10 protein-coding genes are annotated in these 16540 nt (G+C 40.5%); 4 read left to right on the forward strand and 6 right to left on the reverse strand.

Annotation, left to right across the window (positions count from 1 at the left end; translation table 11 throughout):
- The first annotated feature begins 9 nt into the window (after nt 1-9).
- The 3 genes from AB5123_RS05725 to AB5123_RS05735 all read left to right on the forward strand — a co-directional run bounded on the left by AB5123_RS05725 (nt 10) and on the right by AB5123_RS05735 (nt 5240).
- On the forward strand, nt 10-3330 hold the full coding sequence (locus tag AB5123_RS05725; RefSeq protein ID WP_117924265.1) for an ATP-dependent RecD-like DNA helicase: 3321 nt from the start codon (nt 10-12) through the stop codon (nt 3328-3330).
- A 245-nt stretch (nt 3331-3575) separates the two neighbouring features.
- A complete protein-coding gene (locus tag AB5123_RS05730; protein WP_158455080.1) occupies nt 3576-3722 on the forward strand; it encodes a hypothetical protein in 147 nt (48 codons plus the stop codon).
- Nucleotides 3723-3920: 198 nt separating this feature from the next.
- Complete coding sequence (locus AB5123_RS05735; RefSeq protein WP_195247238.1) at nt 3921-5240, forward strand: aspartate kinase; 1320 nt, start codon at nt 3921-3923, stop codon at nt 5238-5240.
- 88 nt (nt 5241-5328) lie between these two features.
- Here the strand turns inward: AB5123_RS05735 and nrdR are convergent, their stop codons facing one another.
- Complete coding sequence (gene nrdR / locus AB5123_RS05740) at nt 5329-5781, reverse strand: transcriptional regulator NrdR (protein ID WP_022288601.1); 453 nt, start codon at nt 5779-5781, stop codon at nt 5329-5331.
- A 271-nt stretch (nt 5782-6052) separates the two neighbouring features.
- On the reverse strand, nt 6053-7228 hold the full coding sequence (locus tag AB5123_RS05745; protein ID WP_138339064.1) for a glycosidase: 1176 nt from the start codon (nt 7226-7228) through the stop codon (nt 6053-6055).
- A 447-nt stretch (nt 7229-7675) separates the two neighbouring features.
- Between AB5123_RS05745 and AB5123_RS05750 the strand changes: the two genes are divergently transcribed.
- Nucleotides 7676-9094 carry an extracellular solute-binding protein gene (locus tag AB5123_RS05750; RefSeq protein ID WP_347503536.1) on the forward strand — a complete coding sequence of 473 codons (1419 nt, stop codon included), beginning with the start codon at nt 7676-7678 and terminating at the stop codon, nt 9092-9094.
- 63 nt (nt 9095-9157) lie between these two features.
- Here AB5123_RS05750 and AB5123_RS05755 read toward each other — a convergent pair whose 3' ends face one another.
- The 4 genes from AB5123_RS05755 to AB5123_RS05770 form a co-directional block, all read right to left on the reverse strand.
- Nucleotides 9158-10174 (reverse strand): CPBP family intramembrane glutamic endopeptidase, encoded by a 1017-nt coding sequence (locus AB5123_RS05755; protein WP_347503537.1) that lies wholly within the window; start codon nt 10172-10174, stop codon nt 9158-9160.
- 198 nt (nt 10175-10372) lie between these two features.
- A complete protein-coding gene (pduL, locus tag AB5123_RS05760; RefSeq protein ID WP_242988978.1) occupies nt 10373-10948 on the reverse strand; it encodes a phosphate propanoyltransferase in 576 nt (191 codons plus the stop codon).
- Nucleotides 10949-11111: 163 nt separating this feature from the next.
- Nucleotides 11112-15638 carry an NPXTG-anchored protein gene (locus AB5123_RS05765; protein WP_368364607.1) on the reverse strand — a complete coding sequence of 1509 codons (4527 nt, stop codon included), beginning with the start codon at nt 15636-15638 and terminating at the stop codon, nt 11112-11114.
- The gene (locus tag AB5123_RS05770) at nt 15635-16354 is read right to left on the reverse strand and encodes a TetR/AcrR family transcriptional regulator (protein ID WP_368364608.1); all 720 of its coding nucleotides are present in this window, start codon (nt 16352-16354) and stop codon (nt 15635-15637) included. Before AB5123_RS05770 ends, AB5123_RS05765 begins: the two co-directional genes overlap by 4 nt.
- Between the last annotated feature and the right edge of the window lie 186 nt (nt 16355-16540).

Below are 16540 nucleotides of genomic sequence, written 5' to 3' on the forward strand. Positions count from 1 at the left end.
GAGTAAAAAATGTTAGAGCAGCCCAAAGAACTAATAGAAAAGCACATAAAAACGCATACTGAAAGATCAGCAGAAGACGAAGCTGCTGTCTCTACATTAGAATTCTTTTTTCGTTCAAATGGGCGGATTAACCCATTATTTGCATCTAATGATAAGTGGCCTAATACTGATGGAACGTTTGAATATGTAGCAGATCCTGATGTATCAAGGCGACCTAAGCAAAATTTCTTTGTTCAGATAAAAGGATCTCATTCATACAGAGAGGATAATGGGAAAATCAAATATTCATTGCAAAGTCTTGGTTTTCCTGCAACGATGGCTATGGATGTCACCTTAGACCCCGGAATACTCTTTGTTGTACTTAATCCTGATGAAAGAGGCTCTGAACGTGTTTTCTGGAAGTATATGTCTGTAGACTATATCAACTCTATAAATTTCACTCAAGGAAGTATAACGGTTGATTTCGCCCCCTCAGAGGAAATTTATAATACTGATGAAAGTATTATTGATTTTTGTAAAAAACTTGATCGTATAATTGAACATCATTCATTTGTAAATAAGCTTAGTTCAACTCAGCTTAATCTTGATGAGATCAAAAGAATTGTAATGGCTTGTAATAGGTCGATAGTCAGAAGTATTGATACAATAGAAAGCCTTGGCGCAACTAGAGATGAAGTCTCACAAGATATTCTACCGAAATTATATGATCTTTGTAGAGCGGCTCTTTTACTAAACTCTTATAATCTTGGATGCTCAAAGCCAAATCTTCAATTAGCATATGAACAAGCTCAACTCGATTTGAGAACTAAATATCTTGCTAATTTTTTAAGAGGATTGAAGTATATTGATTGCCGTATTCCGGAAGATGGTCAATCTGAAAGATTGATGCTAAAATACTATAACTTCATGTGGCAGATTAGAGAATTTTTCGATAATATTTACAAGATTTTAATCTTGCAAAACCTTGAAAAGTTCCCACTAAATACGGATCAACTTGACAACGAGTACTATAATATAGTTGCAAAAGCTATTGAATCTACGGATTTATCACCTCGTTCTATGGAAAGCACACGTTTTTATGTTCAAAAGAAAATGCCATTTTATGTTGGCACCAAACGTTATTATGAAATCACCTTGCAATTAGCCAATAAATATGCTACTAAATTTAATAGAATAACTGTTTATTCAAAGCAGAATATTTCAACTGGTTATTCAATTAATATTGGCTATACCGACACAACGATTGATTTATGGGGTATTGCTTCAAATATAAAAATCATCACAAACTGGAGGGTATCCATTGCACCTACTTGTTTAAACAAACTTGGAAGAATATTAAATATTCCATTAAGTTTGAATGCAAACTATGGCGAGTATGCTGAATTAATGAGTTTTCTCACCAAAACGGGAATGACGTTGCTTGATCTTATTGATTTACAAGAAATGGATTTCCATTCAATTACTGATCAAATATATGGTAATACAAACACTAAACACTTTAGAGAAGTGATTGAGATATTGAGAAGAGATTATTCTTCCGATTCCGTAATATTTGGAAAAAATGTTGTTCGTTATCTTTTGATTAATCTTCGTGAAAAAAGTCTAATTGATGTAATGCCTAATAGATTCACAAAAATGCTAGCTGGTTCCCCTCTTTACCTTGCATCAGGATGTCGTCCATTTGAACGCAATCCGCTTCTAGCAAATTTACCACATAGTAAAACAGCTGAAGTTAGTATAACAAAAATACTTAGTGCATCTGGAACAGAAAAAATCAATATTCTTTTACCATATCTAAGAATAAGAAATGCGATAAATAAATCGGGTGAATTATATTTCAAAGCAAGCGAAATTGCTTCAGACAAATCCATTAACGATTATAATGAGTATTTAGTTGAGTGGGAGCAAGATCAAGGATATAGCATAGTAAATGATAGTGGCTTAGTTACAATATCTGCCTATGAAACCATTACACTTAAGATTCTACAGAGATTGTTAGATTTTACGCAAGCAGGAATTAAAGGTCAAAAAGAACTAAACGCACGATTTATAAAAGATCATTCAGCACTCTTTGACAAGGTTGATGTTTCCAAGCAAAAAGCAATTAAATATGCTTTTGTTAATTCAAGAATACTGTTGATATATGGTGCTGCTGGAACGGGTAAAACAACACTTATTAATTATATATCTAGTCTTATGCCCAAATCAAAAAAGCTTTTTCTTACTAAAACACATGCTGCCATTCAACACCTTCAAAGAAGAATTGATAATCCAGGATCAGATTCTGATTTTATTTGTATTGATAGTTTTACAAGAAGAGTTAATTTGCCAGATTATGATATTATTTTTGTAGATGAGTGCAGTACAATAGATAATCGAACGATGCTTAACTTTATTAGTAAAATTAGTTCGGATTCATTGATTGTCCTTGCAGGAGACATCAATCAAATCGAATCAATTGATTTTGGTAACTGGTTTTATTATGCTAAAGATATCATAACTACACATGGAGCTAACGTTGAATTACTTGATACTTGGCGGACTCGGGAAGAAAACTTACTGAGCCTATGGGAAGAAGTAAGGAACAATGATGTTAGGATCACCGAAAAACTCGTCATAGACGGGCCCTTTTCAAAGGAAATCGGATCAGATATTTTTACTTCTGACGTTAAAGATGAAGTTGTTTTATGCTTGAACTATGATGGGAAATTCGGGTTAAATAATATAAACAGTTATTTCCAAAATGCAAATCCAAATGGAGAAGCTATAATATGGCAAAGCTGGAGGTTTAAAAAGGGAGACAAAATTCTCTTTAATGATAACTCTCGTTTCACATATCTTTATAATAATCTTAAAGGGATCATCGTTGAAATTGAAAAGGCTGATGATCAAATAGCGTTTACTATTGATGTGGAAACAATAATTACTGAACAACAATGTAAATCAGATCAAATAGAGTACATTGACACCATAGACGAAAAAACTCGGATTAAACTCATTGTATATGCTTTCGATGAAGATGAAGTTGATGACGAGGAAAACGCTAAGAAGACTATTATACCTTTCCAGTTAGCATATGCCGTTTCGATTCATAAAGCACAAGGCTTAGAATATGATTCTGTAAAAGTTGTTATTCCGAGCGTTAATACCGAAAAAATAACAAAAGGTGTATTTTACACAGCGATAACTCGCACAAAGAAAAAACTAACCATTTACTGGAGTTCCGAAACGATGGAAGCAATTATTTCTGGTTTTTCATCTGAACATAATGGTTTTAAAAGTCTGGAAATCATAAAGAATAAATTAGTTCAGACCACTAGTTCCAGTTAAATCTAATAACGGAAGTCGTTTCTTCTATGTAAAAAGACAGATACCTCTCTTGTGGAAGTATCTGTCTTTCATTTTCATAGCTCGCTGTTTTGGTCTTAATATAGTAGTTGGGATTATACTGCTATATCAGCGCCGCACTTTCGGTCGGGGCTTTTTTTCACATGGTTTTCACTTTGCATTAAGGTCTGTTTAAGTAAGGAACGCTATAATATAGTCATAACAAAACCGAGACGGGAGGCGTTCTTGTGAACGTAAGTAATATGGCTATTCTTATTATTGCGGCTGTGCTGCTTTCTTTGCCGCTTGTTTTATCTGCTGCATTTTGTGTTGAAGAACGCTGGGGCTTTCTTTCACGAAAACATGATAAGTGGATAGACGAACATTACAGATAATAGGCAGACAGATAAGCATGAGTTGTCCGTCATACAAATACAAGCGTATTTCACAAACATACACCAAAAAAACTATAAAAATTAGTCCATTTATACATTGACTTAATCACGCAAATTCGGTATACTATTTATTGTAACGTCAGCGTGGGAAAAGTACGCAGACAGGATTAATTCTATAGTTTATAAGGGGTTTGTGAAATGACAAAGGTTGTAAAATTCGGTGGAAGCTCTCTTGCAAGTGCTGAGCAGTTCAAAAAGGTTAAGGAGATAATCACAGCGGAAAGCTCAAGAAGATTTGTTGTGCCGTCTGCTCCTGGTAAAAGATTTTCAAACGATACAAAGGTAACTGATATGCTTTACGGCTGCTATGATCTTGCTGCAAAGGGCAAGGATTTCAGCAGCGAGTTCGACGCTATCAAGGAAAGATATTACGGCATAATCAATGATTTGGGTCTTGACCTTTCTCTTGACAAGGAGTTTGAAACTATCAAGGCTTGCTTTATCGGCAAGGCGGGACGTGACTATGCGGCTTCCCGTGGCGAGTATCTTAACGGTATCGTTCTTGCTAAATATCTTGGATATAACTTTGTTGACGCTGCCGATGTTATCTATTTTAACGATCAGGGTCAGTTCGATTCTGCAAGAACAAACGAGGTGCTTCCTCAGAGATTAGCTACACTTGACAATGCAGTAATACCTGGTTTCTACGGCTCAATGCCAAACGATACTATCAAGACATTTTCAAGAGGCGGTTCTGACGTAACAGGTTCTATCGTTGCCGCAGCAGTAAACGCTGATCTTTATGAGAACTGGACAGACGTATCAGGCTTCCTGGTATGCGATCCTAGAATTATCGACAACCCACAGCCTATCACTACCATAACATATAAGGAACTGAGAGAGCTTTCTTACATGGGTGCAGGCGTACTTCATGAGGACGCTATTTTCCCTGTAAGAAAAGCAGGTATCCCAATAAACATCAAGAACACAAACAAGCCTGAGGATATGGGTACAATGATCGTTGAGTCCACATCTCAGAAGCCTGCATTCACGATCACAGGTATAGCAGGAAAGAAGGGCTTTACTGTAGTTAATATCGAAAAGGATATGATGAACGCAGAGCTTGGTTTCGGCAGAAGAGTGCTTGAAGTATTCGAGAAGAATGGTATCTGCTTTGAGCATATGCCATCAGGTATCGACACAATGTCTGTCGTTGTTCATCAGGCAGAGTTTGCTCCAAAGGAGCAGGAGATAATGTCAGGTCTGCACAGAAACTGTCACCCTGATACAATTGATATTGAAACAGACCTTGCGCTTATTGCAGTTGTGGGACGTGCAATGAAGTCAAACAGAGGTACAGCAGGCAGAATATTCTCAGCCCTTGCACACGCTCATGTAAACGTAAAGATGATAGATCAGGGCTCTAGCGAGCTTAACATCATCATCGGTGTGAATGAGGCTGATTTTGAATCTGCAATGAAGGCTATCTATACAATTTTTGTTGATACACAGCTTTAATACAATATAAAAAATATGGCGGACGGCTTAGGCTGTCCGCTTTTTTGGTGCAAAAAAAGCGTCCCGAAAATTATCGGAACGCTCTTATTTATTTCTTCTTGTCAGAAAGCTCAGTGATTATCTGAATGAACGAATCAACGTCTGAAAAGTCCTTGTAAACGGAAGCAAAACGCACATATGCAACGTGGTCAAGCTTTTTCAGACCCATAAGCACCATATCGCCTATCTCACTTGTAGTGGTCTCGGTCTGCATTTTGTTTGCAAAGGTGTTCTCTATATCGTCAACAAGGTTTTTCATATCATCAACACTGACAGGACGCTTTTTGATAGCGTTCTGAATGCCTTTTATAAGCTTCTGTCTGTCAAAAGGCTCAAACGAGCCGTCACGCTTGTATACCATAAGCTGTGGCTTTTCGACCACCTCATAAGTAGTGAAACGCTTTCCGCATTTCGGACACTCACGGCGGCGACGCTTTTTTCCCTCGCTTGGACGTGAATCTATTACTCTTGTATCTTCATAGTTGCAAAAAGGACATCTCATTATAAACACTCCTTAGTTAAGAGAAAATTTTGTGCGTGATATTGCATATATTGTGCTTTTATTAATTAATTATACCATAGATTGTGGACGATTGCAAGAGGGTATATAAAAAAAGTTGCGGTAAAGGGACTCAGCAGTTTTGCGGCAGACAAAACATAGGTACAAATGCAGGAGAGCGGTGAGCTATGAATTTTCACAAAATTGTGATATACCATATTTGTTAGTGTACAAAAAAACAGACAGCAGAAGCCGTCTGTTTGTGTTTGATATATTACTTGTTAAGATATTCGAGATTTTTTCTGATAAGATCGCATCTCTGCTTTACGCAGTCAACAGAACGCAGTGGGTCTGACGGAGTGTTGAATGTGTAATCCATAAGCTTGTCGATAGTTGTTGCCGCAACGTGAAGTCTTGTGTCTGATGAAGCGTAGTAAATATACACGTCACCGTTTTCACGAACGATCGCGCCGTTTGTGAACGCAACGTTTGATACGTCACCCACTCTTTCACTGCCGTGTGGTGCAATGAAAAGTCCTGACGGCGAAGCGATTAGCTTAGAAGGGTCTTTAAGGTCAGTTGCGAATACATAAATTACGTATCTAAGACCTGCGGCTGTGTTTCTTACGCCATGTGCAATGTGTATCCAACCCTTTGGTGTCTTGATAGGCACTGCGCCTGCACCGTTCTTTACCTCTGTGATTGTGTGATACTGCCTTGGTGAGATAACAACTTCATCTGTGCAGATAACAGGGTTTGTGATGTCTTCGCAAAGACCGAAGCATACTCCTCCGCCTGAGCCAGTTTCGATAAAATCGTCCTGTGGACGTGTGTAGAATGCGTACTTTCCGTCAACGAACTCAGGGTGAAGTACAACGTTTCTCTGCTGTGGTGACTTGGACTTGAGATTAGGAAGTCTTTCCCATGTCTTAAGATCCTTTGTCCTTACGATTCCGGCCTGAGCTGTAGCGGCGGAAAGATCGTTTGAAGTCTTGTCCTTGCTCTCTGAGCAGAATACACCATATATCCAGCCGTCCTCATGCTGTGTTAATCTCATATCGTATACGTTTGTTTCCTCCGGTTCAGTGTCAGGAAGCTGAACAGGGAAGTCCCAGAAACGGAAACCGTCAACAGGGCTGTCGCTCTCTGCTACTGCAAAAAATGACTTTCTGTCATTGCCCTCAACTCTTGCAACAAGGTAATACTTGCCGTTGAGATAAATAGCGCCTGAGTTCAGTACTGCGTTTATGCCCAATCTCTCCATGAAGTATGGATTTGTCTCAGGGTTCATGTCATATTTCCAGATAATAGGTGCGTGCGCGGCTGTCAGAACAGGGTAAACGTATCTGTCATAAATTCCGTTATAGCTGTCGGACACAATGTTTTTTCTGTTGATGAGAGCCTCGTATTCGGCTGTCACCCTTGCTTTGTTTCTTTCAAAATCTGTCATATCAAGCAATTTCCTTTCGGTAAAAAATCTTCTTAAACAAGTATACTATAATAATTCGCTAATTACAAGTACCACTGAAAACATCAAACGATTACATGAAAAAAGTTTTACGAACTGCATAAATGCTGTACATATTTTGCTGTTTTGGTTAATGTTTTCTACAAAAAGCTCTTGTATCTGTTGTATATTCATTCAAAACGGGCATATTGAATATTTGAACTTTATGCGCATATTTTAAACGATACCGATTGTAATATTGCGCTTTAACAATACATATGGATTTTATTGTGCAAAGTGTACAATGAAATTGCTGATAATTGTGCTATAATGGTGATTGACAATAGCTTTATATGTGTTGTATAATTATAGCAAGATTTAATATATGAACTCATCAACTACATACGGACAGCTTTGATGCTAAAATATTGAATTATGGAGGAATATTTTATGAATTACAAAAAGTACATAGCGGCTGTAATGGCTTTGTCAATGGCAACAGGAGTAGCGGGTTGCGGAAGCTCATCAAACTCTTCAAGCAATGCGGAGGACGATTTTTCTGCAACAGAGAACGTTGCGGTAGCTGACACGGAATCTATCGAGGCTATCCCTGAGGGTGCTGAAAAAGAGATACTTTATCTCGGTGAGGGCGACCTTAACCCTACTAAGGGCAGTCCTGAGAAGAGCACAGAGCTTCAGCTTTTTGAGAGCAAGGGCGGAAAGATAAGATTCCAGCAGACTTCAAATGAGGACAGATTTGATAATCTTGCTGCTGCTATCACAGCTAACAAGGACATTCCTGATATATTCAAGTATGAGTGGCTTGCATTCCCTTCACAGGTAGTAAAGGATATGTATCAGCCTATCGACAGCATAGTTGATTTCAGCCAGCCTTTGTGGTCTGCAACAAAGGATACAGCAGATCAGTTCATGCTCAATGGAAAGCACTATGTTGCGCCTCTTGGCTATTCTGCTTCTGCTATGCTCTGCTATGATAAGGATATCATTGACGCAGAGGGCCTTGACGATCCATATGAGCTTTATGTAAACAATGAGTGGACTTGGAAGAATTGGGAGGATATCATGTCCTCATATGTTGGCAACGCACCGGCTGATACTGAGCGTTACGGTGTAAACGGCTTCTTTAGAGCGCACGTTGTTCAGCAGACAGGCAAGCGTCTTGTAAACTATGATCCTGCAACAAACGAGTTTTCAAGCAATCTTAACGACCCTGATATAGAAAAGGCTCAGAACTTCCTTTATAATATGATGAAGGACGGACTTATCCTCAACGGCTGGGTAGGCTCTGCAAGAGATTGCTTCAATCAGAACTGCTTGTTCTATGCAATGGGCGAGTGGGCTTATACAGGCAACCAGACTCCAAAGGAGGGCGAGAACTGGGGCGTTGTTCCTATTCCTCAGTATGACGATAATCAGCAGAAGATAACAACTTCTGATATGACAGCTTTCATGTGGGTAAAAGGCTCAACAAGAAGCGAAGCTGTTAAGTGCTGGTTCGAGTGCGTAAGAGCCTCAAAGACAGATCCTAAGTATGAGCAGACAAACAAGGACAAGTTCATGGAGAACAACCCTAATTGGACAGACGAGATGTATGATGTGAAAATGGACGTTGTTTCTGACGATTACCTTATGCTCTTTGACTATGCTTACGGTATATCTTCCGCTCTCGGCGACAGAAAGCAGTTTGACGGAAACCAGTGCCTTGTTGACGCACTCTACAGTGATGCTTCAAATGTTAATGAAGAGGGTGTACAGTCCACATGGACGCAGGTTCGTGAGAAGTATTCTGCAACTGTAGATTCCGAGATCAAGGAACTCAACCAGAAGATCGCAAGCCTTAAATCATAATAAATAACTCCTGATAAAAAATAACGCAGGCTGTAAAAAGTCTGCGTTATTTTTATGCGTATTTTAGAATAGCCCAAGACCTAAAGCTGTGCGGACTGTGATGAAGATAAGCCCGGCAAAGGCGAGTATGGTAACAGGTGCGGTGAGATAGATGACTATCTTTTGGCCTTGTGAAACGTCAGGGCAGAAGTTTATGAGCCTGAAGCTGTCACGATGATACCTAAGCTCTTTTACAAAAAGCACAAGACCAGCTATCATAAGACCGAAAGAGAGAAGAGCGACAGCAATTATTATCATTGGTGCTGTGCCTGTGATCTGACCTTTTTCAAGGTCTGCGGCAAACTTGTCAAAGTCTATCGAACCAAGTGCGACGCTTTGAATTGCTCCGATAGTGTTCATGGTGAAGTGAAGTATCAGAGACGGGAAGATAGATCCTGTTTTTGCAACCATAAAGCAAGCACACATTCCCATAACAGCCGCATAGAGTATCTGCTGATAGCTTCCATGCCAAAGACCGAATGTCAGCCCCACCATTATAATGCCTGTGAGCTGACCACACTTTTCGGCATTTCTGAAAAGCGTACCTCTGAACATAAGCTCCTCAAAAAACGGTGCAAGCACTGACATTGCCAGCACGCTCGTTACGCCGCCCAGGGCAGTGCCGCTTGAAGTGAAGTCAACGCCTTTAAGGCTCGTTCCAGAAGCTTTCTGCACATATGAGAAAATAAATGTGTTGATATAATTTGAGGCATAGATAAGTCCGAATGATATGACAATCCACTTTGCTACCCATTTTGCAGGCATTGAAGACTTTCTGAAACAGGCTGTTATTTTAAGTCCCTCTTTTTTGCCACTCACAAGTCTGAATACCACAAGAACTATTGGCACAACTACTAGATACTGTATGCAGTAGCTTACAAGCTGAGCGATATCCTCATAGTAGGCTGACTTTCCTGCGATATGGTACACCGCCAAGTCGCCAAGTCTTATAAGTGCGATATCAAGCATATAGAAAATTATCACCATAAGTGAATTTACGTTTGAGGTTTTGCGTATAAGTTTTATTGTATCGTTATTCATTTTATGATCTCCATATTTGCGTTATGTGTTTTACAAGAAAATTATATCACAGGTGGAGTTTTGTGTCAATCGAAACGTTGTAATAATAGTGAGGAATGAGGAGTGAGGAATGAGGAATTATGGTATCGCCTGCGGCGATGATTATTTTATATGAAAAAAGACCGCCCTATGATGAGCGGTCTTATATGTACTATGAAATTAGAGCTTAACTATCTCGCCGTACTGCTCTCTGCCTGCGCCTACAGCGTTTGACTCGTCTGTATCAATGTGCATAGCAAGAGCGAACTTGTCGCTTACTCTGATAACAGTGTCGCAGAGGATAGCTGTTCTTTCTGCAGACTCTATCTTTACTGCAACGATATCCTTATCCTTTACGCCGAATGTTTCAGCGTCAGCAGGTGTCATATGGATATGTCTTTTAGCAACGATAACGCCCTCAGAACACTCAACTTCGCCACATGGGCCAACAAGCTTGCAAGCGCCTGAGCCTGCTGTGTCGCCTGACTCTCTGATAGGAGCGGCAACGCCGATAGAACGTGCGTCTGTAGCTGAAAGCTCGATCTGGTCTGCTTTTCTTACAGGACCGAGGATAGATACGTTTGCAAGCTCTTTCTTAGGACCTACAACTGTAACTCTCTCCTCACAAGCAAACTGACCAGGCTGTGAAAGATCTTTCTTCTTTGTAAGTGTTGCACCCTTTCCGAACAGTATCTCAAGAGTTTCCTGAGTAACGTGAACGTGACGTGCAGATGTTTCAACGATAAACTTTGGCATGATGAACATTCCTTTCAATTATTGTATTTACATTTCTATTTTACTACTATTTTCGCCACAGGTCAAGGGGTAATTTAACTTTGGGTAACAAATTTTTTGTCATGCTGATCAAAAAACAGCGGCTGCCGTTTGAGACAACCGCTGTGTGCAGTTAAGAGATCAGTTATTTCTTGTGTTTTTTCTTTATTCCCATTGCCGCACCGCCGCTTATCAACAGCATTGCAAGCCAAAGGCTCATACCACTGCCGCTTCCGGTCTGTGGATTTTTCTGCTCGCTCTTAGGCTTATCAGCCGTGGAGCTGTCTGCCTTGATTTCGCTTGAATCGCCTTTCGTCTTATCTGGCTTTGAGCTATCTTTTTTGTCATCACTTGGAGTGTCTTTCAGCTTATCTGTAATAGTGTCTGCCTTTTGTATCTCCTTTGTGCCGCCTTTGTCACCAAAATACTTGCCGCATTCTTCACAGTACCAATACTCGATATTTCCCTCTTTGTCATGTGTTGCGTCAACTTTATCTATATGTGTGAGCTTTCCATGATTGTTCGGGTCGATATCGCCGTATTCACTGCCGCAGATATTGCAGGTGGCTTTCTTTGTGCAGGTCGCCTTGCCGCCGGAATGTGTACACTTGTATCCACACTCTGTACATTCGCCTGCGTTCCATTCGTGGGGTTCTCTCTCGATAGTCACCTCGCCGCAGCAATCATATTTTTTCTCGTGTTCTTTGCTGTCAAAGTCCCAAACAGGTTTGCCTGTATGATTTGTCGGGTCAAGGTCGCCGTATTCTTTATTACAGAATTTGCACTTTGCTTTTTCAGTACAAGTCGCAGTGCCGCCCACATGGTTTTTCAGCACGGTTACTTCTTTTTCACCTGTGATGACAAAACCGTCTTTGAGTTTTGCCGAAGCGTAAACCGTCATTGTTCCGCTCTCAAGATCTGATGCACTTACCTTTGCGGTGTAAAGATCGTCTTTTTCGGTAAACGCCAATTCCGTACCGTCGCCTGCAAATCTGAAGCCTGCTGTCACGTCAGTACAGCCCTCAGGCAGAGCAAATGTAAATTCATAATCACCTAAAGGACAGGTCTCGTCAGTTCCGTTTATGGATATCTTCAAAATAGTTGATTTTTTCGTTTCATATCCGCAAATTGTACATTCCTGCCAATATTCGCCGTCTTCCGTATTCCACTTGTAGGAGTGAAGTTCCTTTTGGCTGTCAGTTCCGCACTCACTGCACTGCTTCCAATGTCCGTTTTCATCGGATATATAATCGCCGAAGTTGTGTTCGATAGGCTCGCCCTCAGTAGCCTGACAGCGTTTGCAGGTCTTTGGAGCTGTGCAGGTCGCTTCTTTCCAATCATGTCCCAATGGGTTTATAGGCTCATCTTTGTACTGTGAACATTCGGAGCAATTAAACCTCTTCACACCCTTATCGATGCAAGTTGGCTCGGAGATTATCGTTCCCTCGTCAAATATATGTCCGTCTACTTCGCAGTTTCTTATTACTGTAAGCGTTGCTTTTTCAGATACCCAAGTACCCACATAGTCCGCATTTTCAGCGTTCTTGACCGTACATCGGTACATATATCCGTTAAAGCTTATGTTCGTTGCACAGGTGGTGAAAGTAGTCGACCATTTTTCTTTGCCGTCCACGACTTTTGAATCAAGAGAGAACGTTCCGTCAGCTTCGGTAACGTCTGCAAAAGTCTTTCCATCGTCCTTGCTCACCTGCCATATCACCTCAGCTCCGTAAGGATTTCCCTGAGCGATAGGAAGTGTGAACGTAGCCTTTTCTCCGCTGTTTATGGTCTTATTGCCGAGTGAGGCTGTAAACTCAGGAGAATAATATATTGTAAGCTTTGCCGCATTTGAAACTACAGAGCCGTATTCATTTGATACAACACAGCGCACAAGCTTTCCGTTGTTTTCTTTTCGCATTTTTAATGAATGTGAATTGTCGTTGGTATATGGGATGTCCACGAAAGTTTCTCCGTTATCGCTGCTTTCCTGCCACTGATATTGGAGCGGTTCACTGCCTGTTGCTTCTACATTGAAGAAATAGTAACGTTCAATTACGATAGTTATTTCTCCAGGCTTAACAGGTGCAGGCTGGCTGGGAGCGTTTGTTGAACCGCTTTGCGGGTGCTTTACTATGACCGGTGCTTTTTCGGAGAAGTTTATCGTAACAGGGCCGAAAACGGTCGGTTCAGTTTTCTGTCCGTCTCCTGTTGATACCCATGTTTTGCATCTTATCTGCCAGCCGTTCATTTGGCTTTCTATAGTAGGCTCGTAAACAGAAGAAGTTTCTCCGTCAATGGCGGTGAAAGTCTTTCCGCCGTCCTTGCTCACTTCCCATAGATATTTGAGCCTTACTGCGCCATTTGGCGTATTGTTTGTGACCTCGAATTTTGCCTTTTTATCCAAGTGGAATTTGTCAGGAGCAGTAAATACCGGCTCGTCAATGAAGATATATGCGTCATAGGTATATGAATGATTGAGCTTGGAATCCCAGCCTAAATAATATACATCTGCCTGATAATGCGTACCATTGTCACTGTTGCCCATACGCCCCACATACATGCTTGTGCCATGGGCATTTATTTTTGTGCGCTTGTCGTTTTCAACACTGTACCATTCTACTCGGATATCACTGTCTTGCAGTGAGGACGGCTCGTTTTCCATTGTTTTCAGCGTAACGACGTCGTTCTTTTTCACAACAAAGTATTTTAATGTTATAGGATCAAAAGGTATCCTATGCTCTAAGATATTCGTTCCATAACGCAGATTAAAATAGGTGTTCTCATCTTCAAGAGTGCCGTCAGCTTTTATTTTAAAAGCATTCACGCCATAAATGGAATCCTGTGACTTGAGCCAGAGATGAAGCTTGTTTCCGTCATGGAATATTTCTGAGCGGTTATAGCCATAAAAATCGTCATATGGCGGCTGACGTGTGTTAGCACTGCCTATAAACTCATTGCCATCTGCACCCCTTGCAACATAGGTGTACTTGTGTACCGAGTTTCCTTTTGCGTCCACAGCCTTGCCGTTGTCATTGAAGTCAGCGCTTCCGCCTGATATCTGCAAGATTACGTTGTCACCAAGCGTTCCAGAGTAGTTTCCGCTATCAATGATGACCTTGCCCTCTCCTACAATGTTAAGTCCTCGCACGATCGCACTGTTTGTAAATTCTATCGTGCCGCCTTTCAGCTCGATAGGATAAGTGAAATTATATGTTTTATCAGGGGAGGTCTTTAATTTTAAAGTTGCGCCGTCATAGACAATGATCTTCGGAAGCTCAAAACCGCTTTTGATATCTATGTTCATTTTGATATCGCCTGAAAGTATGTTTACATCAAATGGAACGTTGGTGTCCAGATCGATTTCATATATATCTTTTAGATCTATTCCGCTTGCTAAATAAAATGTTTCATAATCATGCATATCCTTGAAATATGACATTTTACCACGGCCATTATCATCTTTTATATAGATGTCATCCATGTTTTCTGTATAATATTCTGTATACCCTCCGAAGCCATACTGCGCAAACTTCTTGAAGTCAGCGGGACAAGTATCGCTTTCATAGAGTTTCAGCCGTCCCGAAACTGTTATTTCGTTGCCGCCTGATTTACGGAAACCACGATTGACGCTTTCATAATCCACATACTCTGTTCCGGCACGGACACGTCCTTTTCCTAAAAATTTTATGGCGTAATGGTGAACTTGTACGCCATATTCCATGAATCCCGGCGTGGACGGATTAATGTTTCTGCCTTCTACTGTGGCGTTGTTCTTTATTACGATACCGCCTGCTTCAAGGCCTGAGGTGTATTCTGAATCATACTCTTGTGGTTTGTATATCTCTTTAAAGACGTTACCTTCGACCTTACTGCCGTCAACTGTCAAAATTCCATATACCATTATTCCTGCAATAGTTGAACCTGCATTGTTGAAATATCCGCCTGAAGTGAGATTTTTTGGTCTGTAGTGTGTGTAATTGGTGCACTCTCCCTTAACAGGTCTGTATGTAGCACGACCCTCTACGGTGGTATTAGTGCCGTTTACATAAAGCGACCCCTCAACATAAATGCCGTTCATGCCCACAGTTGGTCCGTTTGCGCAAGCCCAAACAGTACTGTAGTCATTAACTATCATATTATACTTTACGATAATGCAAGCGCCGAAGCTTTCGCACGATACATTAGTAGCATTTTGTTCAGTTCCGTCGCCGATAGTAAGATTTGAGCAGTATATTGCTGCGTCATGTGTTACGGCTGAAAATGTTCCGTCGCCAATGATAGTGATATTACTGTCAGGAGCGTAAATTCCGCTGTAGCTCTCATTGTATTTTGTTGCGGCTTGGCTTGAAAACGGACTGTCACCAAGATCAATGCTGCCGACAAGCTTTATGTTCAGATCTTGTTCGCCTTCAACGTATATAAGACCAAATCGGCTGGGCCTTTCGCTGTTGCCGTTTATACGTTTGCCTATAGTCGCCATGTTGTAGCCAAGAAGCGTCAGGGTCTTGCTTTGTATATCGTATTTCCAGCCCTGTTTGCTCCATGTTTTATCAGACGTTACCTGTTCGTCGCCTATCCATATGCCATATTCTGTGACCGCAAATGCGTTCAAAGGCGTAATGGACATTACCATACATAGAGTAAGTATGATGCTCAATAACCGTTTTTTCATATTGTTTCCCCCTCTTCATCATCTTTTGGAAGTTTAAAATCGAATGTCATTTCCAACATTGCAAACAGCTTATACATGACCTCTGTGGCGATAGCTCTAATATCAAGCGAACTGATAAATGCAAGCACTTTTGCCTGTTCTTCCTCTGGTACTTTATACACTCGCATTGCCGCCGTCAGAAAACGGCGAAGCTTGTGGTCAAGTGGGAAATGGATATCGCATTTTCTTGCCATATAGTTGCGCATTATTCCTGATGTTCCGATTTCCATTTCATAGAAATCGCTTTCGGTATAGCCCGGAAAATTCGAGCCGAATATCTGCTTCAGTTCCGACGTAGTGTGGACATAGATATACTCAGCCGTTTCAGGCATAGTATAAGCTTCAATGTAGATCTCTCGGAGATTTTCATTCAGCTCAGTGAGGGTTATCTGTATGGCAGTTTCCACAGCATATGTGTATATCGGCGACATATTATCACCAACAATGTTCTTAGCCACTCCAAATTGTCCGCTGAACATCGTGCCCACAAGTTCCATTAGAATAGCGTCTTTTGTGGAGAATAAGTTCTGAAAGCTTCCTCTTGCAACGCCAGCTTTTTTCACTATCTGTGAGATAGTTGTCTGTTTATACCCCTGTTCCAGAAACAGTTGGACGCATACAGTGAGTATCTTTTTTTTCGTTTCGATACCGTCTTTTCTTGTAGAAATATGTATCACCTCTTTTCATTATTTATTAATAATGATTTATAAATTAGTATGTGTATTAGTTATAACATATATAACACAAATTGTCAAGTATCAGAAAGGGGTAACAGCGAAATTTTACAATGGGCAACGATTTTTTGTATTATTTTTGCCTTAATGATTTAAAGCAAAACTCTTGTATTATTATAAAAAGTATGG

It is taken from the genome of Ruminococcus sp. RTP21204st1_B2_RTP21204_210225, assembly GCF_040914135.1.
GTDB classification, from domain to species: Bacteria; Bacillota; Clostridia; order Oscillospirales; family Ruminococcaceae; genus Hominimerdicola; species Hominimerdicola aceti.

Excerpts from the sequence above, each read along its gene's own strand:
- AB5123_RS05725 (WP_117924265.1), top strand. The coding sequence starts at position 10 with ATGTTAGAGCAGCCCAAAGAACTAATAGAAAAGCACATAAAAACGCAT.
- AB5123_RS05735 (WP_195247238.1), top strand. The coding sequence starts at position 3,921 with ATGACAAAGGTTGTAAAATTCGGTGGAAGCTCTCTTGCAAGTGCTGAG.
- nrdR (WP_022288601.1), bottom strand. The coding sequence starts at position 5,781 with ATGAGATGTCCTTTTTGCAACTATGAAGATACAAGAGTAATAGATTCA.
- AB5123_RS05745 (WP_138339064.1), bottom strand. The coding sequence starts at position 7,228 with ATGACAGATTTTGAAAGAAACAAAGCAAGGGTGACAGCCGAATACGAG.
- AB5123_RS05750 (WP_347503536.1), top strand. The coding sequence starts at position 7,676 with ATGAATTACAAAAAGTACATAGCGGCTGTAATGGCTTTGTCAATGGCA.
- AB5123_RS05755 (WP_347503537.1), bottom strand. The coding sequence starts at position 10,174 with ATGAATAACGATACAATAAAACTTATACGCAAAACCTCAAACGTAAAT.
- pduL (WP_242988978.1), bottom strand. The coding sequence starts at position 10,948 with ATGCCAAAGTTTATCGTTGAAACATCTGCACGTCACGTTCACGTTACT.
- AB5123_RS05765 (WP_368364607.1), bottom strand. The coding sequence starts at position 15,638 with ATGAAAAAACGGTTATTGAGCATCATACTTACTCTATGTATGGTAATG.